The organism is Marinicauda algicola (assembly GCF_017161425.1).
GTDB classification, from domain to species: Bacteria; Pseudomonadota; Alphaproteobacteria; order Caulobacterales; family Maricaulaceae; genus Marinicauda; species Marinicauda algicola.
Window position 1 is genome coordinate 1,182,534 of the sequence record NZ_CP071057.1, and the last position, 26,393, is coordinate 1,208,926.

General features: G+C 67.1%; 17 protein-coding genes and 1 tRNA gene. 6 read left to right on the plus strand and 12 right to left on the minus strand.

Annotated features, from left to right (window positions below):
- Window position 1 precedes the first annotated feature (1 nt).
- The 5 genes from JW792_RS05850 to JW792_RS05870 all read right to left on the minus strand — a co-directional run bounded on the left by JW792_RS05850 (window position 2) and on the right by JW792_RS05870 (window position 9,614).
- Window positions 2–1,579, minus strand: coding sequence for an MFS transporter (locus tag JW792_RS05850; RefSeq protein ID WP_206340912.1), 1,578 nt, complete (start codon window positions 1,577–1,579; stop codon window positions 2–4).
- 2 nt (window positions 1,580–1,581) lie between these two features.
- The gene (locus JW792_RS05855) at window positions 1,582–4,092 is read right to left on the minus strand and encodes a glycoside hydrolase family 3 protein (RefSeq protein ID WP_135997582.1); all 2,511 of its coding nucleotides are present in this window, start codon (window positions 4,090–4,092) and stop codon (window positions 1,582–1,584) included.
- Between the two features lie 17 nt (window positions 4,093–4,109).
- A complete protein-coding gene (locus JW792_RS05860) occupies window positions 4,110–5,057 on the minus strand; it encodes a glycoside hydrolase family 16 protein (RefSeq protein ID WP_206340913.1) in 948 nt (315 codons plus the stop codon).
- 198 nt (window positions 5,058–5,255) lie between these two features.
- Window positions 5,256–6,308 carry a LacI family DNA-binding transcriptional regulator gene (locus tag JW792_RS05865; protein WP_135997580.1) on the minus strand — a complete coding sequence of 351 codons (1,053 nt, stop codon included), beginning with the start codon at window positions 6,306–6,308 and terminating at the stop codon, window positions 5,256–5,258.
- Window positions 6,309–6,470: 162 nt separating this feature from the next.
- Window positions 6,471–9,614: a TonB-dependent receptor gene (locus tag JW792_RS05870; protein ID WP_206340914.1), complete on the minus strand. Its 3,144-nt coding sequence runs from the start codon at window positions 9,612–9,614 to the stop codon at window positions 6,471–6,473.
- Window positions 9,615–10,092: 478 nt separating this feature from the next.
- Here JW792_RS05870 and JW792_RS05875 point away from each other — a divergent pair, with 478 nt between their 5' ends.
- A complete protein-coding gene (locus JW792_RS05875; RefSeq protein ID WP_135997579.1) occupies window positions 10,093–11,646 on the plus strand; it encodes a tryptophan halogenase family protein in 1,554 nt (517 codons plus the stop codon).
- A 24-nt stretch (window positions 11,647–11,670) separates the two neighbouring features.
- On the opposite strand, the gene JW792_RS05880 is transcribed toward JW792_RS05875, so the two are convergent.
- From JW792_RS05880 to JW792_RS05895, 4 genes are read right to left on the minus strand one after another with little or no spacing between them, the layout of a single operon-like run.
- On the minus strand, window positions 11,671–12,873 hold the full coding sequence (locus JW792_RS05880; protein WP_135997578.1) for a HupE/UreJ family protein: 1,203 nt from the start codon (window positions 12,871–12,873) through the stop codon (window positions 11,671–11,673).
- On the minus strand, window positions 12,870–13,658 hold the full coding sequence (locus JW792_RS05885) for a hypothetical protein (protein WP_135997577.1): 789 nt from the start codon (window positions 13,656–13,658) through the stop codon (window positions 12,870–12,872). Before JW792_RS05885 ends, JW792_RS05880 begins: the two co-directional genes overlap by 4 nt.
- A complete protein-coding gene (locus JW792_RS05890; RefSeq protein WP_135997576.1) occupies window positions 13,655–15,925 on the minus strand; it encodes a DUF3604 domain-containing protein in 2,271 nt (756 codons plus the stop codon). Before JW792_RS05890 ends, JW792_RS05885 begins: the two co-directional genes overlap by 4 nt.
- 1 nt (window position 15,926) lies before the next feature.
- The gene (locus JW792_RS05895; RefSeq protein WP_135997575.1) at window positions 15,927–16,646 is read right to left on the minus strand and encodes a glutathione S-transferase family protein; all 720 of its coding nucleotides are present in this window, start codon (window positions 16,644–16,646) and stop codon (window positions 15,927–15,929) included.
- 113 nt (window positions 16,647–16,759) lie between these two features.
- Here JW792_RS05895 and JW792_RS05900 point away from each other — a divergent pair, with 113 nt between their 5' ends.
- Genes JW792_RS05900 through JW792_RS05910 form a run of 3 tightly spaced genes read left to right on the plus strand, consistent with a single transcriptional unit; the run spans window position 16,760 to window position 19,657 of the window.
- The gene (locus JW792_RS05900) at window positions 16,760–17,368 is read left to right on the plus strand and encodes a TetR/AcrR family transcriptional regulator (protein WP_135997574.1); all 609 of its coding nucleotides are present in this window, start codon (window positions 16,760–16,762) and stop codon (window positions 17,366–17,368) included.
- A complete protein-coding gene (locus JW792_RS05905; RefSeq protein WP_135997573.1) occupies window positions 17,365–18,513 on the plus strand; it encodes a glutathione S-transferase N-terminal domain-containing protein in 1,149 nt (382 codons plus the stop codon). The genes JW792_RS05900 and JW792_RS05905 overlap by 4 nt, the downstream gene beginning before the upstream one ends.
- Before the next feature lie 19 nt (window positions 18,514–18,532).
- Window positions 18,533–19,657 carry a 2-hydroxychromene-2-carboxylate isomerase gene (locus JW792_RS05910; RefSeq protein WP_135997572.1) on the plus strand — a complete coding sequence of 375 codons (1,125 nt, stop codon included), beginning with the start codon at window positions 18,533–18,535 and terminating at the stop codon, window positions 19,655–19,657.
- A gap of 345 nt (window positions 19,658–20,002) precedes the next feature.
- Here the strand turns inward: JW792_RS05910 and JW792_RS05915 are convergent.
- A tRNA-Phe gene (locus JW792_RS05915) sits at window positions 20,003–20,078 on the minus strand.
- Between the two features lie 230 nt (window positions 20,079–20,308).
- On the opposite strand from JW792_RS05915, the gene JW792_RS05920 reads away from it, so the two are divergent.
- Window positions 20,309–22,945: a TonB-dependent receptor gene (locus tag JW792_RS05920; RefSeq protein ID WP_135997571.1), complete on the plus strand. Its 2,637-nt coding sequence runs from the start codon at window positions 20,309–20,311 to the stop codon at window positions 22,943–22,945.
- A gap of 15 nt (window positions 22,946–22,960) precedes the next feature.
- Here the strand turns inward: JW792_RS05920 and JW792_RS05925 are convergent, their stop codons facing one another.
- Both JW792_RS05925 and JW792_RS05930 read right to left on the minus strand, forming a co-directional pair.
- Window positions 22,961–24,277, minus strand: coding sequence for an alginate export family protein (locus tag JW792_RS05925; RefSeq protein WP_158291663.1), 1,317 nt, complete (start codon window positions 24,275–24,277; stop codon window positions 22,961–22,963).
- A 102-nt stretch (window positions 24,278–24,379) separates the two neighbouring features.
- Window positions 24,380–25,165: a cytidylyltransferase domain-containing protein gene (locus tag JW792_RS05930; protein ID WP_135997569.1), complete on the minus strand. Its 786-nt coding sequence runs from the start codon at window positions 25,163–25,165 to the stop codon at window positions 24,380–24,382.
- Between the two features lie 121 nt (window positions 25,166–25,286).
- Between JW792_RS05930 and pseB the strand changes: the two genes are divergently transcribed.
- Entirely contained in the window at window positions 25,287–26,387 is a 1,101-nt protein-coding gene (gene pseB, locus JW792_RS05935; protein ID WP_135997568.1) for a UDP-N-acetylglucosamine 4,6-dehydratase (inverting), read from the plus strand.
- Window positions 26,388–26,393: the final 6 nt, after the last annotated feature.

The following is a 26,393-nucleotide window of genomic DNA, read 5'->3' on the forward strand; positions in this document are numbered from 1 at the left end:
TTCAGCCCGATGCCTCGAGCGGCCGGCCGCGCGTTTCCGGCAGGAACGCGGCCACTGCGATGAAGAAGAAGACCGCGATGATTCCGTAGATCGCGAAGGTCGCCGCCGCCCCGAACTGGGCGAGTTCGGCGGGAAACAGAAGCTGCACGAGGAAGCTCACGAGCCCGTTGACGAAGGCGACCAGGGCGATCGCGGTCCCGCGCACGGCGTTGGGAAATATCTCCGACAGGAAAATCCAGGTCACCGGGCCGAGCGAGATCGCGAAGCTGGCGACGAAGAGAAGGATGCCGAGCAGGATCAGCCCGGCATTCATCGTGATCGCCAGGCGCAGGATTTCGCTCTGGTGCGCCCGGTAGGCATCCGCGCCGATCGCATCGAGAAGCGCGGCCTTGAATCTCACGTCCGAGATGAAGGTCGCATTGTACACCGCGCTGAAGTCGAGGCTGCGGATCGCCTCGCTCGCGCCCGCGACCGCTTCGGGGGTCAACGCATATCGGGCCTCGGAGAATGCGTAGGCCACCAGAAGCGTGGACACCGTCACCCCTCCGAGGCCGGCCAGAAGCAGCGGCTTGCGCCCGACCCGGTCGACCAGGACCATCGCGGCAACGGTGAAGACGACATTGGTCACGCCGATCAGAGCCGCCTGGAACAGGGCCGCATCGGTCCCGACGCCGGTCTGCTCGAACACGATCGGCGCGTAGAAGTAGATCGCATTCACGCCCGTGATCTGCTGCGCGCACCCGACGATCAGGCCGAGTCCGAGGGCGATGCGAACGGGTCGACTGAACAGGATGTCCAGCTGCGCGCCTCGGGGCGGCGCACCGGGGTGCCCGCCGATCCGGGCCAGGATCGCTTCGGCGCGCTCGCGCACGTGCAGGCGCAGGAGAACCTCGCGCGCCTCCTCGACGCGCCCGTTCAGGACCAGCCAGCGCGGGCTCTCGGGGGTGAACGCGAAGAGCGCGATCAGCCAGCTGACGGCAGGCAGGAGCTCCGCGCCGAGCATCCAGCGCCAGGTTTCCTCGTCGAGGCGGATCGCATGAACCCATCCGAGGTCGGTCTGCCCGAGTGCGGTGAGGCCCAGATTGCAGAAATAGGCCGAAGACAGACCCAGCACGATGGCGAGCTGGTTCATCGCCACGATACGCCCGCGAATGGCGGAGGGCGATATCTCGGCGAGATACACGGGCGCGAGCACGAGCGAGGAGAAGGCGAGCCCCCCCACGGCCCGTGCGAAGACGAGCCCGTGAAATCCCGAGGCGAAGGCGGACAGGATCGAGGAGATCACGTAGAGCACCGCGACCACACGCAGCATGGTGCGCCGGCCCAGCCGGTCGGAGAAGTATCCGGCGGCGAGGCTCGCGAACATGGCGCTGAGCGTGGGCGCGCTGACGACCCAGCCGACCTGCCATTCGGAGAGCGCGAACTGCGCCGCCACCGCGCCCGACACTCCGGAAATGACCACCGCGTCATACCCGAAGACGAAGCCGCCCAGCGAGACGATGGCGCCGAGGCGAAGGGCCGCGGCAGCGTCCGCCGACGCGCCCCCGCCCCTGCCCGATTTCGCCCCCGCGCTCGCCAAGATCAGAACTCACACCCCGCCGCGATGTCCGGCACGACGATCCGCGCATCGGCGAGCGTCAGCGTCAAGCCGGCCGCGGACTCGATCGCGAAGCCGCCCTCGAAGGAGTCGAGGCCTTCCGGACTATCGGCAAAGCAGGAGAGATCCATCCGCGCCGTGCGCCAGCCCTTGCCGGCAGCGATGTCGACGCCCTGGGAAATGTCGATTCCAGGCGTGCAGCCCGCCTCGCACAGCAGGCTCAGGCTGACCGGCCCGTCCGGTGCGGCATCCACCGCGTAAACGAGTTCCAGCGCACGGTCGGCAGGATGCGCGAGCGCGGGGGCACCGTCCTCCGGCTCCAGGCGGACCGAACCGGAACCGTTCCAGACGAACCGGCGCGTGTCCTCCTGGGCGAACCGGTCGGCGGCGATCGCCTGAAGCCTCCCGCCCAGCAGCGATGCGCGCGGCCCCGTCGCGGCAACGCGCTCGCCTTCAGGTCCTTCCAGGATCAAGGCGAAGCCGGCAGCGGCCCGGCCGGAACCGACGAGATCGACGCCTGCGCCGGCGTCCTCGCTCACCGCGGCGCTCTCGTCGAGCACGCCCAGGTGCGGCGGCGGGGTGCGGTAGTCTCCACCGAAGCCGTAGGCGAACAGCGGCGCGTAGTCCGGGTCTCCGACATTGAGCGGGGTCTGGTCCGGCCGCGCCGGCCATGAAAAGGACAGCCGTCCCGTGAAATCATGCCGCGGCTGGCCCGCTTCGTCGCCGATGAGCACGTCGGCAACGCCGCCGCCTTCGGTCCCGGGAAGCCAGGCCGCCACGAACGCGTCCGCGGCGTTCAGTTCCGGATTGACCCACATCGGCCGGCCGGACAGGAACACGGCGACCACCGGAATGCCGTCGGCGCGCAGCCGGCGCATGATGTCGAGCGCCGGACCGGAGTCGAAATCGAGATGGCTCACATCGCCCTGGAACTCGGCATAGGGCATTTCCCCGAAGACCACGATGGCGGCATCGGGACGGGTCTGGTAGGAGCCGTCCGGGCTGAAGACCGCCTCGCCTCCGAACTGCTCGAGCGCTTCCCGGAAGCCGCCCAGCAGCGACTGCCCGTTCGGGAACACCGAGTTGTCGTTGCCCTCTCCCTGCCAGTTCAGGGTCCAGCCGCCGGTCTGCTGGCCGATATTGTCGGCCGCCTCGCCGGCGACGAGAACCCGGCTCGCCCCGGACAGGGGCAGGACGCCTCCCTCGTTCTTGAGAAGGACGAGGGACTGGCGCACCGCGGCACGCGCGACCTCACGATGCGCGGGCGAGCCAAGCCGCTCGAACTCGCCGGCATAGGCGCGCTGCGAGGGCCGCGGGGCATCGAGCAGCCCGGCGCGGATCTTGACCCGCAAGATGCGCGCGACCGCCTCGTCGAGCCGCTCCATGGAGATCTCCCCCGAACGCACCTGGGAGAGCATGTTGGCGTGCAGGTCGCGCCAGCTGTCGGGCGCCATGAAGAGGTCGATGCCCGCATTGAAGGCCTGGGCGCAGGAAACCGGGGTGCAGCCCTGGACCTGGCCGTGCCCGTTCCAGTCGCCCACGACGAAGCCTTCAAAACCAAGCCGTCCGACGAGGATATCGGTCAACAGGCCGCGATGGCCGTGCACCTTCTCGCCCCGCCAGGAATTGAAGCTGGCCATGATCGAGAGGGCGCCCGCCTCGATGGCCGGCGGATAGCCGGCGCCGTGGATCGAGGCGAGTTCGGCTTCGCTGTCCCGGTTGTCGCCCTGGTCGACGCCCCGCTCGGTCCCGCCGTCGCCGATGAAGTGCTTGGCGGTCGCGAGCACGTGCGCTTCGCCGAGAAATTCGGGGCTGCCGTGAACGCCCTGCAGCCCCTCGATCATGGCGGGGGCGTAGCGGGCCACGAGCTCGGAATTCTCGGAATAGCTCTCGTAGGTCCGGCCCCAGCGGTCGTCGCGCACGACCGCCAGCGTCGGCGCAAAGGTCCAGTCCTGTCCCGTGACCCGGACCTCGAGCGCCGTGACCTCTCCGATGCGGCGGATGAGATCGGGGTCGTTTGCCGCGCCCAGCCCGATATTGTGCGGGAAGATCGTGGCGCCCAGAACATTGTTGTGCCCGTGCACCGCGTCGGTCCCCCAGATCACGGGAATGGCGAGGCGGCCTCCGCGGGTGTCGGTGGAGGCTTCGTGGAAGGCATCGGCAAGCGCGAGCCAGGCCTGCGGCGGAGCGTAGTTGTCGCCTCCGGGCGCGGAGTTGCCGCCATTCAGGATCGAGCCCAGATGGAATTCGCGCACCTCCTCGGGAGTGACCGAGCCGATATCGGCCTGGATGACCTGGCCCACCTTTTCCTCGATCGTCATGCGCGAGAGCAGGTCGGCGACGCGCTCCTCCAGCGCCGCATCGGCCTGGAATGGCGCCGACGTCTGCGGCCACACCGAGGGCTCGATGGAGGCGCTGCCGCCTTCGGGATTCGGCGCACAGTTCGAAAGGGCGATCGCCAGGCCGGCAAGAACGGATGCGAGATAGCGCTTCATCGAATATCCTGTCGTTGTCATCCACCGGTCGTCGAGGAATCGCCGCGGTATTCCGGCCCGCAACCCTCGGCCGGTACCGGCATCTCTGCCTCGCCGGCCCACTCGTAAACCCGCACGAAATCCACCTGCATGGTCTTGGGAAAGCCCTCCTCGGAGACGCCACCGAGATTCTCGCGTTCGGGAAGCCCGCCCCCGATCGCGACGTTCATCACGAGATGGAAGGGCTGATCGAACGGGGCGGCCGGGCGTCCCTGCGCTGCGGGCGCGGTCGTGAACCAGTCTCCCGGCGTCTGGCAGGCGAAGATCTCGCCGTCGACCCTCCACACGATCGCCTCGCTCGACCAGTCGAGGGCGAATGTGTGAGTGCCGCGCGCCTGATCGGGCAGTGTCGTATGGCGTCCCGAATAGGCGTTGTCGGGCCATTCCGCGCCGTAGTGCAGCGTGCCCAGGACCTGGTCCTCGACGCCGCTCTCGCACTCCGGGCACGGCGTGCCCAGATTGACCGCCTCCATGATGTCGATCTCGCCCGAGGCCGCCCAGCCCCCATACCGTCGGTCCTCGGGCAGCATCCAGATGGCCGGCCAGACACCCTGGCCGCGCGGCAGCCGTGCGCGGACCTCGATGCGCCCGTAACGCCAGGACGCCCTGCCCCGCGTGACGATCCGAGCCGACGAATACTCCATCGACCGCATCTCGACCGGAACGCCCGGTTCGCGCATCGGCACGGGCAAGGCCGGTCCGGAGACGCGCTCGCGCCGGGCGATGATCAGCAGCGCCCCGTCCTCGACACGCACATTCTCCGGGCGGTCGGTATAACATTGACGTTCATTGTTGCCGCCGCCCCAGCAGTTGACGTCGAAATCCCACTTCTCGGGGTCGATGGCGCCGGCGTCGAACTCGTCCGACCAGACCAGCCGCCAGGGCTCCGGCGCAGGCCCCGCCGCCGGATCCGCGGCGCCGGGCACTCGGGTGTGTCCCTGCGGGGAGCAGGCAATCGGCAAGGCCGCGGCCGCGATCACCGTGATCAATCCCTTCCGGCTCATCGCCTTGCTCGCCCCCCCCAATGACCGCGCCGTCTGGCGCCGCGCGTTCCTGCAAGAAGCTGAGCGGAATTGTCTCAGTGCGTCAACCAGAATTGTCCCATATTACGAGACGGTGACAATTCACCCGACAATACGGGACATTTTTTCCTGCTTCTGACTTGCAGGACCGGTCGATGCGCGCACCAGAAGATGATGGGGCGCCACCCGCATGCTGTTGATCAGGTTCGCGCCCGCGCCGGGAGGCGGCGACGCACACACCTGCTCGACGGCCAGCTCGGCCATCAGGTCGTAGGACTGGGATATCGTCGTGAGTTCGGGCCAAACCGTGCGGGAAATCTGCGTGTTGTCGAAGCCCGCCACCGAGAGGTCGCGCGGCACCGAAAGCCCGAGATGGTTCGCGACGAACAACACGGCCGCGGCCATCTCGTCGTTGCATGCGAATATTGCCGTGGGACGGTCCGGCCGCTCGAGAAGCGCACGCGCCTCCACGAGTGCGACCTGGAAGGAGAAATCCGCAGGACGGATCAGGTCCGGATCGGGACCCGCCAGCCCGGAGACGGTATAGGCCTCCTCGAATCCCTGACGCCGAAGGAGTGTCGCGACATGCCCCTGCCGTCCTGCGAGGAATCCGATGCGCTGGTGTCCCAGCCCGATCAGGTGCTGGGTCATTTCCAGCGCAGCGAGGCGGTCGTCCACGGCGATCGACGGGGCGCCGGAAACCGGGCGGGAGGGGCAGATGAGCACGTACCGCACCTTGCGTGCATTGAGAATGGACTGGATCTCGAATGAATCGCAAAGGGGAGGCACGAGCACGATCTTGTCGACACGGGAGCGGTCGAGGAATGCGCTCACCTGCGCGCCCCAGTCAGAGCGCGACTCGTCGAACTGCTCCACGACGAGGCTGAGATCCGCTTGCTGGCACGCTCTCAGGAGAGACCGGTAGAGGCTGACCTGGTAGCCGGCATCGGGATCGCCGAAGAAGACCCCCACGGCCCGGCTGCCTCCCGCGCCGATTCCCGACCCATCCCTGCGCGGCTCGTAGTTCAGTTCACGGATCGCTTCCTCGATCCGGCGCCTCGTCTTGGCGCTGACATTGGGATGCCCGTTCAGAAACCGCGAAACGGTCTTCGCGGAGACTCCGGCTTTCTCAGCGATATCGACTATCCGGCCCATGAGAACACCGATTCTGTACCCGCCGATTGTCCGCAGCAACCGGGGGCCGGCAAGGCCCCCGTGCCGAACTGGAATTGCTGTGAAGCCACCGGCGGCGGACGGCAAGCCCTGAGGCGTGGCGTCCGCCGCCGGCGACCATCGGGTGTCGCCCGGGTCTTCCGGCTAGAAGTTGAACCGGCCCACCAGTGTGACCCGCCTGTCGTTGCGGAAGGCCGAACGGGTCACGCGCGTCTGGTCGAAGTCTACCACCTGGGAGGTCTGAGTCACCTCATCCAGCAGGTTCACACCCTGGACGCCGACCTTGAAGTGATCGTTGACGGTATAGAAGAACGAACCGTCGAGCTGACCGGTATCCTCACCGAAGATCGGATTGAACGGGAAGATGTCGTCGCGAGGAGTGAGCAGGTATTCCGAGCGCCAGTTGTACGCGAGGCGCGCCGCATATCGATCATCCTCGTAGAACACCACGGCGTTGATCGTGTTCTCCGAAACCCCCGCCAGCGGAAGCCCCGAGGCAAACGCGCTTCGCGCCACGAAATTCGTCGGGTTCGAAAGCTCTCCGGCGTCCACATAGGTGTAGGTGAGCTGGGTGCCGAGATTGCTCAGCGGCCCGGGCAGGAACTCGTAGACATCCTGATAGGCCAGTTCGAAACCGCGAAGTGTCCCGTCATCCACGTTCGCCGGACCGTTCACCTCGCCGACGATGGTCACGCCGCTCGAGCTCGTGAATTCACGTTCCGTGGTTCCGAGAGAGATCAGGCCGCTGAGATCCTTCTGGAACAGCGAGAAGGTCAGCGAGCCCACATCGTCGAAGTACCACTCGAACGCGAGATCGTAGTTGGTCGACTCGATCGGTTCGAGCAGACGGTTTCCGGTGAAGACCTGGAACAGAGGTCCGGTTTCCAGCGTGCCGGCGGCTCGCAGATCACCCGTGTTGTCGAACAGTGCGCCGCCTGTCCGGAATGCCCCGAGATCGGGTCTCGAAATGGCCTTGGAGACCCCGAGACGGAACAGCATTCCCTCGCGCACCTCCAGCGTTGCATTCAGACTGGGCAGCCAGTTCTCGAACTCGATATCGCCGTCATCCTCGATCGTCTCGCCGGTGAACGCGGCCAGGAACTCCGCCTGACGCGCCGGCGACAGGCTGCAATAGCCCGGCAGGCTTGCGCCCGGATTGAGCAGGGGATCGCAGAATGTGAGGATGTCGGGAGCCGGCCCGCTCGGGAAACTGATCTGGCCATCGGACTGGATCGTCGTCTCGACGTAGCGAAGACCGATATTGCCCTCCAGCACCCAGCCATTGCCGAACAGATCATCATGGCCGAAATCGGCGCGGCCATAGAAGGCCATCGTTTCCTCGCCGACGTCGGAAATCTCCCCGGGCAGGAACTGCGTGCCGTCGACCACGCCGCCACGGGCGCTGATCGGCCTCCAGGTGGTCGGGAACGGACCCCAGTTCGGCCGATCCCAGAAGAAGGGGAAGGAGTTCTCCCAGGCCACGGTGATCGCGGTGCTCTGGTCGTAGGTGGCGCCGGACAGGTAATCGGCGACCGGGTCGTCGGAGCCGAAGAAGATCGCGGCACCCCCCGGAACCGGGATGGGCACCTCGCCGCGCTGGAAGTCGGCGAAGGGGTTGCGGACGCCCGAGGACCCGGGGAAGTCGCGCGCGTACTGGGCGCTTCCGAGCCAGGGCGCGGACAGGTTGCCCCAGTTCGCGAAGTTGGCATCCCGCGTCACCCGCCGGCGCTCGCCCCAGCGAGCCCCGAACCGCGCGGAGCGCAGAAAGCCGCCCTCCTCGAAATCGTACTCGGCATCGGCACGGAAGCTGTCGAGCTCGCCGGTATTGCGGATCTGGTTGTCCAGCAGGAACCAGTAGAAGGTTCCATCCGGGTCGGTGAAGTAGTCGGAACCGCCGGCCCCGGCCGAAGGAGGCCGGAATTCCACGACCGGCGTCTCCGGGCGGACGTCGAGATAGATGTCCGACGCGGTCTGCATCGCGGAGATGATCGAATCGCTGTCGCGCGTGGCCTCGATCCGCTGCAGTTCGAAATTGAACCGGAGACGGTCGGTCGGCGCCCAGTCGATATCCAGCGCGATATCCTCGGTGACCGAATGTCTCTTCTGGTTGAAGCGCAGGAGTTCGGTCGGAATCCCGCTACCCGCATTCTGGGACAGGACACCGAACTGGAAGAGTCCGTTCTCGTCGAAGGTCAGGCTGGTCCCCGGCGCGGGCGTCGGGAAGAGCGCGTCGTCGTTCACGAGCGCCAGGATCGCGTACTCGTCGAGCTGCAGGTCGGCCTCGGCACGCAGATACTCCAGCGTGACCAAGATGCGGCCGTCATTGCTCTCCCACTGGCCGACGGCAGAGATCGCCTCGCGGTCGCGATCGAAACCCGTCGTGCGCACCCCCGCACCCTTCGGCGTGAGCACGGTGCCCGCCGGGGGAAAGGCGCCGGGCGTGAAGACCGGATCGCCCACACCGCCCGAAGACACCGGATTGACCCGGATGCACCGGTCATCCAGGGCCGCGGTCCGGTAGCACGGGTCGGTGACCTGGGAGGCGTCCGTTCGCGTGATCAGTTCCGATTGCGCGTAGCCGAGCTGGAAGCCGAACGTGCCGGCGCCGGTTTCCCAGGTGTTCGAACCCAGCACGGAGAAGGCCGGCGACCATTCCTCGGCGAGGTCGCCATAGTTGGCCTCCACCGTCCCGGCCAGCTGCGGGCCGGGATTGTCGAGCGGGTTGCGGGTCACGAGGTTGACCGTGCCGGCGATGCCGCCGTCGATCATGTCCGCCGTCGCGTTCTTGAAGACCTCGATCCGGCCGAGAAGCTCCGGCGAGACGTCATTGAAGCTGAGCTCCCGGCCGCCCGCTGCGGAGAAGACGTCGCGACCGTTCAGCTCCGAACGCACGAACGGCAGTCCGCGCACGATGACGCCCGCGCCCTCCACGGAGAAGCGGTCGGGGTCCGAGGTCTTCTGGAAGCGGCCGACATTCACGCCGGGCACACGCTGCAGCGCCTCCGCCACGGACCGGTCGGCAAGCGCTCCGATATCTTCCGCGGTAATGGCATCGACGAAGGTGTCGGCCTCGCGCTTGATGTCCTGCGCGCTCTCGAGAGACATGCGGATGCCGGTGACGACGACGACGTCCCCGGAGCGAGTCTCTTCCGCTTCCTGTTCCTCCTCGGCCTCCTGTGCCAGCGCTGCCGTGCCGAGCGCCATGGACAGAGCGAGGCCCGAGGCCGTGCAGAGCGCTCTCAGCCGTTTGGCTCTAAAGAGCTCCTGGCATCCTAATTGATCGTACATGTGAACCCTCCCCAAAATCGATAAAGCTGCGATCGAAGCATTGCTTCCACCGGTCGCGAGCGGGCGTCCTTGTGTCTCGTTGGCCCGTCATCCCGAAGCTACTCCACACCGCGTGTCTGGTTTTGTCAACAATTGTCTTAAATGCACAGCTTGATAGGACATTTTTGAGACAAATCATCGACAGGGGCCGGCGCCAATGTATTTTCAGGATATATTTCTGTGGCTTAACCAACAACTGGCCATCCGGAGCATCCCGCGGTCGCGGTCTGCACATCCGCACACGGCCAAGAAAAAAACGTCGCGAACGGGGGATGGCGCACGCGATCGACCGGGGGCTCCCGTTAGATTTCCGGATTTTGACACTGCAGTCTTGTCTTGTAGCGGGACATGGACCTAGGCTGTCGCGCGACACGAAGGGCTGGGTCTGCCCGGAACCGCAGTGCCGGTCGCGGCAACAGGTGAAGAGGAGAGCAGGGCCATGGCGATAGACGACATCGTGATCGTCGGGGGAGGAACGGCCGGCTGGATGACGGCAGCCGCCCTGTCGCGCCTGAGTGCGAGCGGACGCGCGAACGTGACGCTGATCGAATCAGAAGCCATCGGCACCGTCGGGGTGGGCGAAGCGACGATTCCTCACTTCGTGGCGTTCAACAAGCTGCTGGGAATCGACGAGGCCGTCCTCCTCGCGGAGGTGCAAGGCACGTTCAAGCTGGGCATACATTTCGAGAACTGGGGCGCCCAGGGCGCGAGCTACTTCCATCCATTCGGCGGCTATGGCTACGAGTTCGACGGGCTGTCCTTCCATCATATCTGGCACATGATGCGGCGCGGCGGCGACCGGCGTCCGCTCCACGTCTTCAATGCGGAGACCATGGCGGCGCAGGCGCACAAGTTTGCGCGTACCGGCCCCGATCACCCCGAGGACCTTCCTCCGATCAACTACGCCTACCATCTCGACGCGGGTCGCTATGCGCGCTTTCTGCGCAAGCATGCCGAGGCACGCGGGGTGAGCCGGGCCGAAGGACGGGTGACGGACGTCTCGCTCGACGGGGAGAGCGGCTTCGTGACCGCAGTGACGCTGGACGACGGGCGGCAGGTCAGAGGGGACCTGTTCGTCGACTGCTCGGGCTTCCGCGGACTGCTGATCGAGCAGGCGCTCGAGACCGGATACGAAGACTGGACGCACTGGCTGCCCTGCGACCGGGCCGTCGCCCTGCCCTGCGCCCGCAAGGGACCGCCCATGCCCTATACCCGATCCACGGCGTGGTCGGCCGGATGGCAGTGGACGGTGCCCCTGCAGCACCGCAACGGGAACGGCCATGTCTATTCCTCGGCGTTCATGTCTTCGGACGAAGCCCTGGACATCCTGCTGAGGAATATCGACAGCGAGCCGGCGGCCGATCCCAACCATCTGCGCTTCGTTACCGGTCGTCGCAAGAAGTTCTGGAACAGGAACGTCGTCGCCGTGGGACTGGCCGCCGGCTTCATGGAGCCGCTGGAATCGACCTCGATCCATCTCATCTCGACCGCCGTGTCGAAGCTGCTGTCGCTGCTTTCGCTCGACGCGATCACGCCCGTGCAGGAAGACACGTTCAATCGCCTGACGGAGAAGGAATACGTGCGAATCCGCGATTTCCTCATCCTGCACTACAAGGTCACCGACCGCTGCGACAGCCCGTTCTGGGACTATTGCCGCACGATGAGCATTCCCGACACGCTCGAGGAGAAGCTCGCGCTCTTCAGGCACAACGGCCATGTCTTCCGCGAGGAGGACGAACTCTTCACCGAGACGAGCTGGGTTGCCGTCATGCTGGGCCAGGGGCTCGTTCCCGAGAAATGCAGCCCGCTGGCGGAGACCTATGCCGGCCCGAACCTCATCCACGAGGTCAACGAGATCGAGCGATCCATCCGTTATCTCGTCCAGAACATGCCGGGACACCAGCAATTCGTGGAACGATACTGTCCCGCGCCCGCCCTGGAGACATCCGCGCAGAGCCCTGCCCGGCCCCGTGCGGCGCGACCCGTGCCCTGACGGCCCGATCGCCGCGGCCTGCACTCACGACCAGGCGCGCTGGACGAACCAGAACGAGCCCAGCCCGGCGAGGGCGAAGATCACGGCCGTATGGCCGTATGCTGTCAGTCGGGCATCGAGATGCCGGATCGCAGCTCCGGCCCCGAGCAGCACGATCGACACGAAGGCGATCTGGCCGATTTCAACGCCGACATTGAACCCGAAGAGCGCGGGCAGCCGGTCCTCGGCGGCAAGCTCGAGTTCGAGCATCAGTCCGGCGAAGCCGACGCCGTGGACCAGACCGAAACCGGCGCTCAGGGCGGGCGCCGAACGACGCGGATCGCCGCCCTCGCCCAGCCACCGCCCGTAGGAAAAGACCAGTATCAGCAAGCCGCCCCAGACCAGTGCCGTGATCGCGCCGCCGAGAACGAGATTGAGGCCCGCGACCGCCGCCACCAAGGCGGTCGCTACCGCGACTTCCAGGCGAGACGGACGCCGCCCGCGAAGCATCGCCTCGGCTGCCAGGAACACGATCGAGAATCCGATCAGGGCCTCGACAGCCGCACCGGCCGGCGCGATCCAGCCCAGGGATGCGAGGAGCAGGGTCAGCGAATGGCCGGCCGTGAAGCCCAGCGTCACCGCCAGCAAACGCCGCCACCCGGAGACGACCAGCAGCAGGGCGCACAGGAAGGCCAGGTGATCCGGTCCGGAGAGGATATGCAGGATGCCGATGCGAACGAAGGCGCCGATCTGCTGCCAGCCGCCGTGGTTTCCGGCATCTTCTGAGAAGCGCACGCTGGCTCGCCTGTGCGTGAGCACGTCGTCCCGCCACTCGCCTTCACCGAAGCGCAGGCGCGTGAAATGGATGTGGTTGGCCGAGAGCGGCGAGAACACATCGACGGAGAGATCGACGGGCCCGCTCTCGTGCGGACAGGCCCATTCCAGCTCCCCCCGCAGTCGGCCATCGGACAGGAGGCGGATCTGCGGGATCGCAGCCAGCTCGCAGTCAGTGCCGCCCCGACGCAGCGTGAGTCCTTCGATCAGCCGCCGCCGGAATCCCCCTTCCAGCGTCGTGCCTTCCGGATAGATCGACAGGAAGAGCGTCGCCTGGCGCGCCTGCAGATCGACGCTGCCGACGATGCGCGCCCCGTCGACGGTCCAGCTCGAACTGGACGCGCTGCGCTCGTGTGCATGGGCCGCAGGCACGACGAGGAAGAGCAGGAAGACCGCCGCGACGAGCCGGCTCATGATGCGTCTTCGTCGCCGTAGCGGATCTCCGCCTCGCTGCGAAGCCGCTCTAGATGGCGTTCCAGCGTCTCGGCCTGGACCCGGTCACGCCACATCGCCGCGACTGCGTCGCGGTTCCGCTCGAAATCGGCCGGCGCCGGGGACTGACGGTCCAGAAGGGTGAGCCAGTGAAACTGGCCGCCAGCTTCGATCGGACCGACCGAGCCACCGGGGTCCAGAGCCAGCAAGCGATCGGTCAGCATCGGACCCAGCACCCGGCGAAGCTCGGTGACGGTCATCAACCGGTCGGGCGGATGGGCGGCAGGCTGCAGGCGCGGTCCGTCGGGCGATCGCGCCACCCTCCACTCGACGCGCAAGGCGGCTTCACCGGTGAAGAGGCTTCGCTCCGCCTCGAACAGCGCCCGCAGATCGGCGTCGCCCGGCTCCGCCGGCGCCTGGGCGATGATGGCATCGATCATGGCCAGGACAATCGAGCGCCGGATCGTCGACTCGTTGCGGGGCAGATCCAGCACGATGGCGCGCTGAAAGAGCAGTTCCTCGTCGATGAGCCGGTCCAGGACGAATTCGCGGGCGTCGGCCTGCAGCGGATTGCGGCTGTCGCGCTCTATCGCATCGAGCGCCAGCTCCACATCATCCGGCGTTATCGGCACGCCGTTGACCCAGACCGTTCCCGACGGCGGAAGCCTGGACAACGCGCTGTCGGGCAGGAGCAATGCACCAAGGGCGAGGCCGCCGCCCAGAAGCGCTCCGAGAGCAAATCCCGTCCTCGCATCGACCCGGATCATTCCAGATCCCGTACCGGGCCCCCGGATTCCGTATGTCCCAGATAGATCGGCGAGGACCAGGCGCGGTGTTCGACGGAGGCGACGCACTCCTCTTCCATGTCGACCCGGTAATCGCCAAGGCAGGGGTCCGCCGCGATGCACCGTCCCTGTTCATCGTATTCGCAGCGCAGAGGGTCGCCGTTCACCTGGCCGCTCGGCTCCTGGATGGCCCGGACATAGTAAACCGCATCGCGGCCGCTCGCGACGAACTCGGGATCGCTGAACTCCACCGTACATCCCGTGCCCTGGTCGTCGCAGGGAAGGACCTGCCATTCATCCTCGATCAGGAGATCCACGGGCTCGCCCGGCGCGATCTGAGGCCGGATGCGCACAACCTCGATCCTCGTGATGCGGTAGCGCTCATTGCCGGGATTGTAGCATTCCCCGCGGCAAAGCTGCTGCAGCCGGTCGGCGGTCAGTCCGCGCACCGCATAGTCCGGACATCCCGGATTCTGCTTCAGCGATCCGACGGCGCGCACCCGGAAGACCGGGTCCTCGCTCACATCCGCCGCTGCGCCCATCGGCGCCACGACGGCTCCGGCTTCGTCCACCAGGTCGAACCAGAGCAGCTGGCGCAGGCCGGACGTGGCGTAGACATGCCGGGTCTCGAGCGCATCCCAGATGCCCTCGCGCGAGCGTTCCTCGACATGGGCAGCGACGAGCCCGCCGCCGGTGAAGAACGAGGATTGCCGTTCGATCTCGGTGTTGCGGAAGCCGATATTGCGGATCAACTCCTCACGGTCCAACGCGATCGAATAGGCCGGCGCGCCTTGATCGGGCGGAAGCAGGTGGTGGGCGATGCGCTCGCTCACCGCGCCGCTGGCGTCGGTCATGTAATGGCGGGCAACGGGCTTGTACCCGATGCCCGGCCGCGCGGTATGCGTGTCCGAAGACCCGATGAACCCCCACTGGAAACGCTCGATCTCGTCCGGATCGTCGAAATTGCCGATCGCGAGACCGTACTGAACCGATGTCGTCGGGTTGTAGTTGAAGGCGGGCAGGAAACAGTCGCGGCACTGGCCGGAATCCAGCCAGTCGGCGATCGTCTCGCCCTCGACCGTGAGATGGGCGGCCAGTCCTACGCGAACCGCATTCTCCCGGGCCTGCGCCGCGCGCGCGTCGCACTCCTCGGCGCTCTCCCCGCTGGCCAGGCAGCGCTCCTCGATGATCTCGCCGGCCCGCCAGCAGGTGGGCAGGTAGCTCTGGCTCGGTTCGGGACAGAGGGGCTGATCGGGATCACCCAGCGCCGGCCGCCAGGACCGGTACTCCTCGGAATTTCCGTGACCGGAGAACACCTCGATCAGCTCGAAGGCGCCCGGGCGCTGCTCGGCGATCAGCTGCTTGTCCCAGCTCGTGCCAGGCGGAGTGTAGAGCCCCCAGGTGGACCCGTGCGGGATGATGAGAGGATCCAGCCCCTGACTCTCCAGGCGCTCGACCAGCTCGCCCGGCGTCGCAGCCAGCTCGTAGCAGTCGGGCGGAAGGTCGCCGGACGCGGCGGTCTCGTCGCAGAGCGGTGTCTCGCGCACCTCCTGAACGAAACGCGTGAAATCGTAATAGTTCTGGCGGTTGGGCAGATCGAGCAGCGCGATCTGCGGCGGCAGCATCGCCTGCGCATTGTCGCGCAGGACCCGCACCGTCGCTCCGGCGGCCGCGATCGGCCTGGCCGAGATGTCTTCATCCTCGAGGGAGCGGAACACCACGTTCTTGTGCCCGTAATGATCCTCCGGCAGGGGGGCGACCTGGGTCCACTCGAAGCCGATGAACGGCACGACGTCCACCTCGCCCGCGGACCGGGCTTCGCAGCGGCGAACGGTGTCGATGGATTGCTGCCAGCGGGCCGGGGTGAGCGCCTCCGCGTGATCCGTCATCGCCCAGAAATCGAGCGCGGAACAATACCGGGCGAAATCGCACGCGTCCGCGACCGGGTTGGCGCCCTCCCCGCGCATGATGGGCAGGGCCCAGACGAACGCATCGGTGGAAAAGGTCGAATGGACGTGAAGATCACCGAACACGATCTCGGTCCGGCCGGACGCGCCGATGGCGCTGACCGCGTCGGATTGCTGCGCCCGCCGGGCCTGTATGACCGGCTGCGGAACCGCATCACCCGTGATCTCTCCCGGGCCGCGTGTCCGCCCGTGCCAGCCATTCATGATGCCTGCGAAATAGAGGGCCAGCCCCGCGACGAGCGTGAGGACGAGCCCGAGGGAGACAAACAGAACGCGCCGCATCTCACGCCTCCTTGTTGCGGTCGGAACCGGTATTGACCATGGTCCGGGCCTGCTTCGCGAAACGCTCGGCCGCCTCGGAGCGATCGGCGGCTCCTTCCAGCTTCGCGCTCAGGTCATAGGGTACTGCGATACCGGCCCGCGCCGCCGGACGCTCGGCGATCCGTTCGATCCAGCGGTTGAGATTCCCGAACGGCGCGCGGTCTACCCCCGACCACGAGGCCGTCCGGGCCCAGCACCAGTTGGCGATGTCGGCGATCGAATAGTCCCCCGCCAGATAGTCACGCCCGTCGAGGCGCCTATCGAGCACGCCGAGCAGACGCGCCGTTTCGCCCTGATAGCGCTGGATCGCGACGTCGATCTTCTCCGGCAGATAGCGGAAGAACACGTTCGCCTGGCCCATCATCGGACCGAGGCCGCCCATCTGGAACATCAGCCATTGCATCACGACCGAGCGCTGCTTGACATCGGCCGGCAGGAAGCGGGCGTACTTCTCCGCGAGATAGATCAGGATGGCACCGCTCTCGAAGACGGTGAAATCGTCCGCATCGCGGTCGACGATCACCGGAATGCGGCCATTCGGATTGAGCGCGAGAAACCTGTCGGTCTTCTGCTCGCCCGACATCAGGTCGATCGGCTTGACCGTGTAGGGAACGCCCAGCTCCTCGAGCATGACCGAGACCTTCCAGCCGTTCGGTGTCGGCGCCGTGTAGAGATCGATCATCGGGCACCTCCCGCCAGGTTCGAAGATGAGCGCTCGGATTGACGTCACGCTATATTTTGGCATCCTGAGTGTCAATATATAGCGAGAGGCCGAAGAGCGGGAGATCTCAATCCATGGCGGACGGACGCGCAGCCCGGCGAAGCGCAAGCCGCGCGAAGATCGCGACGGCCTTCAGGGAACTCGTGCGCGAAGGCGACCCCTCACCGAGCGCCAAGTCCGTCGCGGACCGGGCCGGCGTCGGACTGCGGACCGTGTTTCGATGCTTCGAAGATCTCGAATCGCTGTACCGGGAAGTCTCCATCGCCTTGCGGGCCGAATTCCTGCCGCGTGCACGGATCGACTATTCCAGCATGAACCGGGCCGAGCGGCTGCATCAGATGCTGACCAACCGGACGACGATTTTCGGTGACATGGAGCCGTTTCAACTGGCGGCTGCCGCACATCGCCATCGCTATGAATCGCTGAAGGAGGACCATCGAGTCCTCCTCTCCCTCGAACGCGACCGGCTTCGTACCGCGGTCAATCCGGATGGCGTCCTTGCACAGGGCCCCTTCGAGGCAATGTGCGCCGCGACGAGCTTCGATTACTGGCGCAGGCTGCGGATCGATCAGGGACTCAGCAAGGAAGACGCCGCCGCGGCGATGATCTTCGCCGCCACCGCGATCCTCGAGAAGACAGGGGCGGCCCGCATCCCCATCAGACTGGAAGGAAACGCGCTGTGACCGGCACCTATCTGCTCTACGGCGTTCCGGCGTCCTACTTCACCGCGAAGGTGCGCGCTTATCTCAGGAAGCAAAGACTGGATTTCGAAGAGCGCTCCAGCGCACACCCCGAGTTCGGACAAACCGTCTATCCGGCCACACGGCGCTTCCTCCTGCCCGTCCTGCAATGGCCCTGCGGAGACATTGTCCAGGACTCCGACGACATAATCGAGCGGCTGGAGAGGGAGGAGGCGGGCCGTCTGAGCTGCCATCCTCCCGGGCCGGTTCAGAACGTGCTCTCCCACCTGTTCAATCTGTTCGGCAGCGAAGGGCTGATGCGCCTCGCGATGCACTATCGCTGGTCGTGCCTCGACCAGCAGGATTCCTTCATCGCGGAAGGGTTCATTCATGGCATCGCGCCGGAGAGCCCACCGGAAGAGGCGGAGACCCTCGCCCGCCCGATGATGAACAAGCTGGCCGGCTATCTCGAGCCCCTTGGTGTCTCGGACGCCTCGATTCCGGCGATCGAGCAGGCCTATGACGAGCTTCTCAGTGCCTTGCAGGCCCATTTCACGAAACACCCCTGCCTGTTCGGGGCCTGGCCGAGTCTCGGGGATTACGGGCTCTTCGGCGCCCTCTCGCCGCATCTCGGGCGCGATCCGGTTCCCGCCCAGCGGATGAAGTCGAGGGCCGCCAAAGTCTATCGCTGGACCGAGCGCATGGCGGCGCCCAACCTGGATATTCCCGAATACCCCAGCTACCCGCACACCGCCTTCCTGCCGGATGACGAGATCCCCGAGACGCTCGATGCTGTCGGACGCGTGGCGGCCGGCGAGATGCTGCCTGAATTCGCCGATCAGATGCGCGCCTTCAACGCCTGGGCCGAACATCAGGCGCGCGAGCCGGGTCAGCCCGTCCTGGCCAAGCCGCACCAGCGCTCCGCGACCCGGGTGACAACCGCCTATCGCGGGACTGCCTATGCGACCGGCGTGCCGGTCTATCGCATCTACCTGATCCAGAAACTCCAGACAGCTGCCAGCCGATTGTCCGTACCCGACCGGGAACGGCTCGAAGCCTGGTTCGAGCGAACCGGCCTGCGCGACCTCCTGGAAATCCAGAGCCCCTATCCGGTCCGCCGTGCGGGACATCTGGAGGTCTGGGCCTGAACTCTTGGGAGACGTGCCGGTGAGCCTGTCCACGATCGCCACTCAGATACTGACCAGTCCGCGCTTGCGCACCCTCAGCCGGGCGGCACACGCCGGCGTGCGCCGCCTCACGGGGCGGCCCAAGACGCTCCTTGCCTTCCTCGAGCCGGGCGAGCCGTATTCCGAAGCCCTCGGCCATGCCCTCCCCGCGCTTTGCGAGCGTCATGGGCTCGAAATCCGGGTCCACCCGGTCGGAGCGCCGCATGCCTCCGCCGCGCCCGAGCCGGAGAAGCTGCGCGCCTTCGCAGAACGCGATGCGCATGCGCTGTGTCGCGAATACGGATTGCCGACCGGGCCCGGGGTCTCGATCCCATCCGGAAGCGACACGCGGCACGGCGAGAGCCTGCGCGCGAAACTGGGCCATTATGCCAGCGGATCCGTCTGGTTCGAGGGCGAATGGTATACGCTCGACCGCCTGCATCATCTGGAGAGGCGGCTCGGCGCCCTGCCCGGCCAGCTGCTCTATCCGCCGCCCGAGGAGCCCGGTTCCGCGTCCGGCGGCGAGATCGAGATGTATTTCTCCCTGCGCAGCCCCTACAGCTATCTCGCCCTGATGCGCATTGAGGAACTTGCCCGCAACTGGCGCGCCCGCGTGCACCTGCGCCCGGTTCTGCCCATGGTCATGCGCTCCCTGCCGGTTCCGCGCGCCAAGCGGCTCTACATCGTGCGCGACTGCAAGCGCGAAGCCGAACGCCTGGGTCTGGACTTCGGCCGGATCCGCGACCCGCTCGGGGCGGGCGTCGAGCGCGGCCTGGCATGCTTCCACTACGCTCGACACGGCGATGCCGGGCTCGACTTCCTGCGCAGCTTCGCGCGTGGCGTATGGGCCGAAGGCATCGATGCCTCGACCGACAAGGGCCTTCGCCGCATCGCTGCGCGCGCCGGGCTCCACCCCCACGACGTGGACAGGGCTCTCGAGGACGAAAGCTGGCGCCACGCGGTGGAGCGCAATCGCATCGCCCTGTTCGAGGCCGGCCTTTGGGGCGTGCCTAGCTTCGTCGTGGGCGGAAATGCGACGTTCGGCCAGGACCGGCTGTGGCAGGTCGGCCACTGGCTGCAGCAGGGCGAAGGCGGGAGCCAGCGCTCGCAACCCGGGGACCGGTAGAACGCGGGAATCTTCACCGGGAGTCGGCCAGACGCCACGGCGGGACTGGCCGGAGCTGACGCTGCGGCCGGCGCGGTTGGGCCTTGGAGCAAGCAGGCAGGACCCCGGCGGATTTCCTGGCGACGACCGGTGTCGGCATCACCGGCTCCTGTCGATCCTGCGGCCACCCCCTTCCGGAAGGTCAAACGACGCGCCGGCGCCCGGCGTAAACGCCCCGCCGAAGCGGACATGGGACGCCCAAGCGGGAAGCTTCGCGAACGCACCGACCCCGCCCGCATGCCGAACACCGGCGATGATTCTGCTTCGAAGGCCCAAGGGCGGGAAAAGGGATGAAAACTGAGGTGATGGTGCCCAGGGGCGGAATCGAACCACCGACACGCGGATTTTCAATCCGCTGCTCTACCAACTGAGCTACCTGGGCGCCCGTCTCGCCGCGCGGGGCGCGGCGGTTGGAGGACGCGGTTTATAGGAGAGGCGCGAAGGCCTGTCCATGCCCCGAATGCGGTTGGTGCGCCCTCATTGTCAGACGCTGCGCAAGGCCGGCAACGTGACAGCGCAATGACACGGCGCGGGCTTGCCCGGGCGGGAACCGGCTGCTAACGGCTCGCTCCGGTTATCTTCCTTATTCTCGTTTGCAAGAAGGCCGTCGCCATGCCCCTGCGCCTCCTCTCCTCCGCCGCGCCCGCGGCGCTCGCCGCGGCCCTCGCCGCTCCCGCCATGGCGCAGGACGAGGCCGCCGACATCGTCACGGTCATCGGCGGGCGCGCGCCCGGGGCGCAGATCGAGGACCGGCCGGTCACCCTGATCACGCGCGAGGCGATCGAGCAGGCGGGATTTGCCGATCTCGGCGATGCGCTCGCCTTCCTGCCTTCCGTGACGGGATCGGAATTCAACGAGGACCCGGGCACGCAGAACGACACCTCGGGCACGTCCAGCGTCAATCTGAGGGGGCTCGGGCTCGGCTCGACGCTCGTCCTGATGAACGGCCAGCGCCAGACGGTGGCGAGCGTGTCGGCAGACGACGGGGCGAGCTTCGTGGACATGAACGCGCTGGTGCCCACGATCGCGATCTCCCGCGTCGAGGTGCTGAAGGATGGCGCCTCCCCGGTCTACGGATCGGATGCGGTGGCCGGCGTGATCAACGTGCATACGCGCGATGATTTCCAGGGCGTTGAGGCGCATGCCGAGCTGCGCGGGCCGACACAGTACGAGGGCTCGGGCGCAGGCTACGAACTCGCCGCCATCGCCGGGCGCGATCTCGGCGCGGTGCATCTCGTCGCGGCACTCGAATGGCTCGACCGCGAGGGGCTGGGGGGCTTCGAGACCGGGTTCGTGCCGGGCACCGGGCTCTCGCTCGGCCAGCCGGGCAGCTATCTCGTTCCGAGCCGCGGCTTCGCGAGCTATGCCGACCCGTTCTGCACGCAGGGCGGCGGGATCCTGGTGCGCCGCGGTCCGGACGATGCGACCGGGACGCCGGGCAGCTGCCTCATCGACTATGCGCAGTTCTTCTCCGTCGTGACCGAGGAGGAGCGCCTGCAGGGCTTCGCGGCGCTGACCGGCGAGGCCGGAGACACCCGCTTCGCGCTGCGCGTGTCCGGCGCGGACCAGCATGTGGAGCGCGGCAACTCGCCCTCCCTGCCGAACCTCGACTTTCCACTCCTCGACGCCTCGCTCGCCGGCAACGTGTTCGGCGAGGGCGTGATCTGGCTCGGCCGCCCGCTGGGTGCGAAGGCCGGTGCCGCGCGGCGCCGCTTCGATCACGAGACGGTGCGCGTAGCCGGCGAACTTGCCCGCGACATCGACTGGAACGGCACGTCCTGGACCCTCCAGCTCAACGCCACCTACTCGCGCAACGATCTGCGCGCGACGATCACCGACACGCTGGAGGACAATTTCAACCTCGCGCTCGACGGTTTCGGCGGGGCGAGCTGCCCTGGGCCGAATGCCGGTGTCGCCGCGGGCGACGAGAGCGCGGGATGCTATTTCTTCAACCCGTTCGGCTCCGGCGTCGTGGTCACCGATCCCTCCGATCCGCGCTTCAACGCACCGGAAGTGATCGACTTCATCATCGGGCAGGACATTCGCGACTCGCGTGCCGACCTGACGGTGATCGAGGCGGTGGCATCCACGCCCTCCCTGCTCGCCCTGCCCGCGGGCGATGTCTCGGCCGCCTTCGGCGTGCAGACCCGCCGCGAGACGCTGCGCGTCGAGCATGGCGAGGATTTCAACGCGGACAATTTCCTCTTCATCATCGGCGGCCCGGACTATTCCGGCGCGCTCGACGCACGCGCGGTATTCGCCGACGCGATCGTGCCGGTCACGGAGCGCTTCGAGCTGCAGCTCGCCGCGCGCCACGAGGATATCGACGGCTTCGCGTCGACCGATCCGAAGATCGCCGCCGTGTTCGAGGCGAGCGAGGCGCTGACCCTTCGCGCCAGCTGGTCGCGCTCCTTCCGCGCGCCCTCGCTGCACCAGCGCGTCTCGGCGACCACCACGCTGCAGTCGCTGTTCACCGGCTCGGCATCGAGCTTCCTGCCCGTGCGCACGGTGGGCAATGAGAATCTCGATCCGGAAACCGCCGACACGTTCACGCTCGGCGCGGTGTGGAGCGGGCAAGCCCTGACGGCGGGCCTCGATCTGTGGCGCATCGAGTACGAGGACCTGATCGTGGAGGAAAATCCGAACGCGATCCTGGCCGCCGACCTCGCCGATGACGGCATCTTCAACGATCCGCGCGTCGAGCTGTCCTCGATCGGGGACGTGCGCCTGGTCCGGGCGAGCTTCGTGAACGCACCGAAGGTGGAAGCGCAGGGCCTCGATGCGAGCCTTGCCGGCCGGCCCGTCGAAACGCGTTACGGCATGTTCGGCTGGGGCGCGCGGGCGTCCTACGTGGACGAGTTCACCCTGATCGATCCGGTGCTGGACACCACGATCGACGGGGCGGGCAACCGCAACTTCACCAATTTCGCGCGCTCGGTACCGGACTATCGCGCCAGCGCCTGGATCGACTGGGCGCGCGCGGCGTGGGATGCGCGCGCGGGCCTGCGCCACATCTCGAGCTATGACGACGACGAGAACCCCGGAAACGAGATCGACGCCTGGACCGTGCTCGACCTGCAGGCGGGCTACACGTTCGACGCGGGCGGGACGCGCACCCGGCTCGTCGCCGGCGCGCTCAACCTCACCGACGAGCAGCCGCCCTTCGTGGATACCCCGCTCGGCTACGACACCAAGGTCCACGACGCGCGCGGGCGCGTGGCCTATGTGCGGGTGGAGTTCGTGCGCTAGCGCGCCGCCCGGCGATCAGAAAAACACCGTCGCCATGAGGTAGCCGTACACGGTGTCACCGGTGTCGGGGGCGTTCGGCGCATCGGTCGCGAACGCGCCCTTGGCGAAGACCGCGCCGCCGGTTTCCAGCTGCAGGCGCTCGGGCACCGCCCAGTAGCGCCAGCGCGTGGAGATGTGGGTCCCGATATAGTCACCGGAGCGGCCGGCCGGATCGCGCAGACCGCCATCGCGCCAGATATCGGTGTCCGAGGCCAGCCAGGCGCCCTTGACGAGAAGACGGCCGTCGATCGGGCCATTGCTGACCATCAGGCGCACGCCGGGCGCGGAGACGTTCTGCCGGCGCAGCGGCCCGTGGATGCCGGTCTGGCCGAAATCGGTGCGGCGGAGGCCGTAGAGCGTGTCCCAGCGCGACCAGTGGCCGTCTCCCGCCTCCTCCCCGGAGGCGTATTCGTATTCGACCGCCACGCGCAGGTTCCAAGGCCCCTCGAACGTGTAGCCGACATGGCTGTGATGGGTCTGGGCCGACACGTCGAGCATCGGCGCGCCCGGCGAGGAAGAGCTCCGGCGTTGACCGGTCTGGACCGCATGCTCGATCTCGAAATCCCAGCTGCCGGGGCGGGGCGAGCGATAGAGGCGCGCGCCGGGCGCCAGCAGGTCGCGCTGTGCACCCTCGTCCTCGTGGAGGCCGTAGACATACGCTTCCACCGCGCCGCCCAGGGCGGGCAGTTCCCGCTCGAGATATACGGCCCAGAAGCGCTGGTCCCAGTTCTCCTCGTCCAGAGCGTGCTCGTTGTCCAGGATCGAGGCCCGGTCGCCGGGCAGGCGCTCGACCGGAGAGACGTAGAATCCCGCCAGACTGACGAGCGGGGAGAGCCCGGCGTCGAAACGAGCACCCGTGAACGCGTTGCGCGTGTTGCGAAATCCGTTGCGGCCGACGAAGCGCGTGCTGCCGAGATCGATCGTCATCCGCCCGATGCGCAGATCGACCGGGCGTGGCAGGGCGAGAATCTCGTCGAGCTCGACGTGCGCGTAGGCCTGCAGGACATCGAGCGTGTTCACGTTGCTCGTCGAGATGGCCGAGCCGGGATCGGCGAGATAGACGCGCGCGTCGATCAGCTCGCCGCCGAACTGGACCGCGCCCGCATCGGCTTCGGCGAAGAGCAACGTGCGCCCGGAGATCTGCTGATCGCCGCCCGTGCGCCCGGCGCGGAACTGGTCGGACAGGCTCTCGTAACGCCAGCGCGTCGAGCCTTCGAAGGCGACGCTGAGGCCTGTGCCCCGCGCGTCCTCCCCGGCCCCATCCGTGGCGAGCGCGCCCGCCAGGGCGGTCAAGATGATGGTTAGCTCCACGCCCCCTCACGTCATTTCAATAAGAGCTGAAATGAAATTAGGTCGAACCGGAGGCGCCGGCAAGGCCGGACAGGAGGCGTGATCTCACGCCGCGAGGCCGAGCCGGACCGGCGCGCTCTCGATTTCTGCGTGGACGGGCCTCGCGGTGCGGTTTTCGTCGACCCACATCGCATTGATCGCGACGAGGTCGGGGCGGCGCAGGCACAGCGCTGCGATCTCGGCCGCGCTGGCGGTCGCCGCGGCCTCGCCCATGGCCGCGAACACGGCCTGGCAGAATTCGAGATCTTCCCTGCGGTCGAGCGTCCAGCGCAGCCGCTCCAGCCCGCCGCCCGGCCCGACGAGCCCGGCACGCACGAAGCCGGGATGGCGGTTGATCCAGGGCGTGACGTGCTCGCGTTCGAAGAGGGTATCCGCCTTGCGCTCGGCCTCGAAGAGGTGGCGCGCCGGGAACACCTCGCAGTCGAGCCCGTGCGGGAAGCGCGCCGGCATGGAATTCGAGGCATAGTCCGCCCCGCTCTCCCGGAAGAGTTCAACCGTGCGTTCCACGATGACCGGGTCGATGAACGGACAGTCGCTGGTGATGCGGATCACGGTGGAGGCACCGGCCTCGCGTGCGGCCCTGGCATAGCGCGACAGCACGTCGGCCTCCGAACCGCGCACGACCATGAAGCCGGCATCGCAGGCCTCCTCGGCGACCTCGTCGTCGGCCTCGGTGTCGGGCACGGCGCAGACCACGATGTCGGCGCTCTCGATCGCGCGGCAGCGATCCAGGCAGCGGATCAGCGCGCTCTTGGCGCCCAGCGGCTCGAGCACCTTGCCGGGCAGCCGGCTCGACCCGATGCGGGCCTGGACGATCGCGGCGGTGGTCATGAGCCCGGCTCCCCTCGGACGCGGCGAGGCCAGAATGCCGCGACCACGCCTAACGGCCCGTTAACCGAAGGCGCTCAAGGGTTAACGCCGGAATGCGAATCGTCTGTCGAGAGCAAGAGCCATGAGCCAGTCCGCGCCCCGTCCCGAGCCGACCCGCCCCACCCGGCGCGAGGACGAGGTCGAACGCCTCTTCATCGAGCGCGATTTCAGGAACCCCCGCTTCGATCTCGACGGCAAGACCGTCCTGATCACCGGCGGGACCGGTTCGTTCGGCAAGCGCTTCGTTGACATGGTGATCGCCGAGTTCAAGCCGAAGAAGCTGATCATCTTCTCGCGCGACGAGCTGAAGCAGTACGAGATGGCGCAGACCTTCTCGCCGGCGGACTATCCGTTCCTACGCTATTTCATCGGCGACGTGCGCGACGAGGAGCGCCTGGAGATGGCCATGCGCGGCGTCGACGTGGTCATCCACGCCGCGGCGCTGAAGCACGTCCCGATCGCGGAATACAATCCGTTCGAATGCATCAAGACGAACGTGATGGGCGCACAGAACGTGGTTTCCGCCGCGATCAGGCGCGGCGTGAAGCATGTCTGCGCACTGTCCACCGACAAGGCGGCGAGCCCGATCAATCTCTACGGCGCATCCAAGCTGGCCTCCGACAAGATCTTCACCGCCGCGCAGGCGATGGGCGGGGCGGACGGTCCGGTCTTCTCCGTCGTGCGCTACGGCAATGTCGTGGGCTCGCGCGGCTCGGTCGTGCCCTTCTTCAGGAAGCTGGTCGAGGACGGGGCCGATCACCTGCCGATCACCGACGAGCGCATGACGCGCTTCTGGATCACGCTGACGCAAGGGGTGAACTTCGTGCTCTCCTCCATGGCTCTGGCCAAGGGCGGGGAAATCTTCGTGCCGAAGATTCCTTCCATGCGCACGACCGACCTTGCCCGCACCATCGCGCCGAACCTGCCACACCGGACGATCGGCATCCGCCCGGGCGAGAAGCTGCACGAGCTGATGATCGGCACCGACGATGCGCGCTCCGGCGTCGAACTGGAGGATCGCTACGCCATCCTGCCCTCCTACGACCGGCGCACGATCGAGGCCTGGCACGCCGACGGGGCAAGGCCCCTTCCCGACGGCTTCGCCTACAGCTCGGATACCAATCCGGAACGACTCGATGCCCGGGCTCTTCAGGGGCTTCTCCGCGAGACATTCTCGGGCTAGAAGCCT

Coding starts and splice junctions, on each gene's coding strand:
- JW792_RS05855 (WP_135997582.1), bottom strand. CDS start 4,092: ATGAAGCGCTATCTCGCATCCGTTCTTGCCGGCCTGGCGATCGCCCTT.
- JW792_RS05865 (WP_135997580.1), bottom strand. CDS start 6,308: ATGGGCCGGATAGTCGATATCGCTGAGAAAGCCGGAGTCTCCGCGAAG.
- JW792_RS05870 (WP_206340914.1), bottom strand. CDS start 9,614: ATGTACGATCAATTAGGATGCCAGGAGCTCTTTAGAGCCAAACGGCTG.
- JW792_RS05875 (WP_135997579.1), top strand. CDS start 10,093: ATGGCGATAGACGACATCGTGATCGTCGGGGGAGGAACGGCCGGCTGG.
- JW792_RS05880 (WP_135997578.1), bottom strand. CDS start 12,873: ATGAGCCGGCTCGTCGCGGCGGTCTTCCTGCTCTTCCTCGTCGTGCCT.
- JW792_RS05885 (WP_135997577.1), bottom strand. CDS start 13,658: ATGATCCGGGTCGATGCGAGGACGGGATTTGCTCTCGGAGCGCTTCTG.
- JW792_RS05890 (WP_135997576.1), bottom strand. CDS start 15,925: ATGCGGCGCGTTCTGTTTGTCTCCCTCGGGCTCGTCCTCACGCTCGTC.
- JW792_RS05895 (WP_135997575.1), bottom strand. CDS start 16,646: ATGATCGATCTCTACACGGCGCCGACACCGAACGGCTGGAAGGTCTCG.
- JW792_RS05900 (WP_135997574.1), top strand. CDS start 16,760: ATGGCGGACGGACGCGCAGCCCGGCGAAGCGCAAGCCGCGCGAAGATC.
- JW792_RS05920 (WP_135997571.1), top strand. CDS start 20,309: ATGCCCCTGCGCCTCCTCTCCTCCGCCGCGCCCGCGGCGCTCGCCGCG.
- JW792_RS05930 (WP_135997569.1), bottom strand. CDS start 25,165: ATGACCACCGCCGCGATCGTCCAGGCCCGCATCGGGTCGAGCCGGCTG.
- pseB (WP_135997568.1), top strand. CDS start 25,287: ATGAGCCAGTCCGCGCCCCGTCCCGAGCCGACCCGCCCCACCCGGCGC.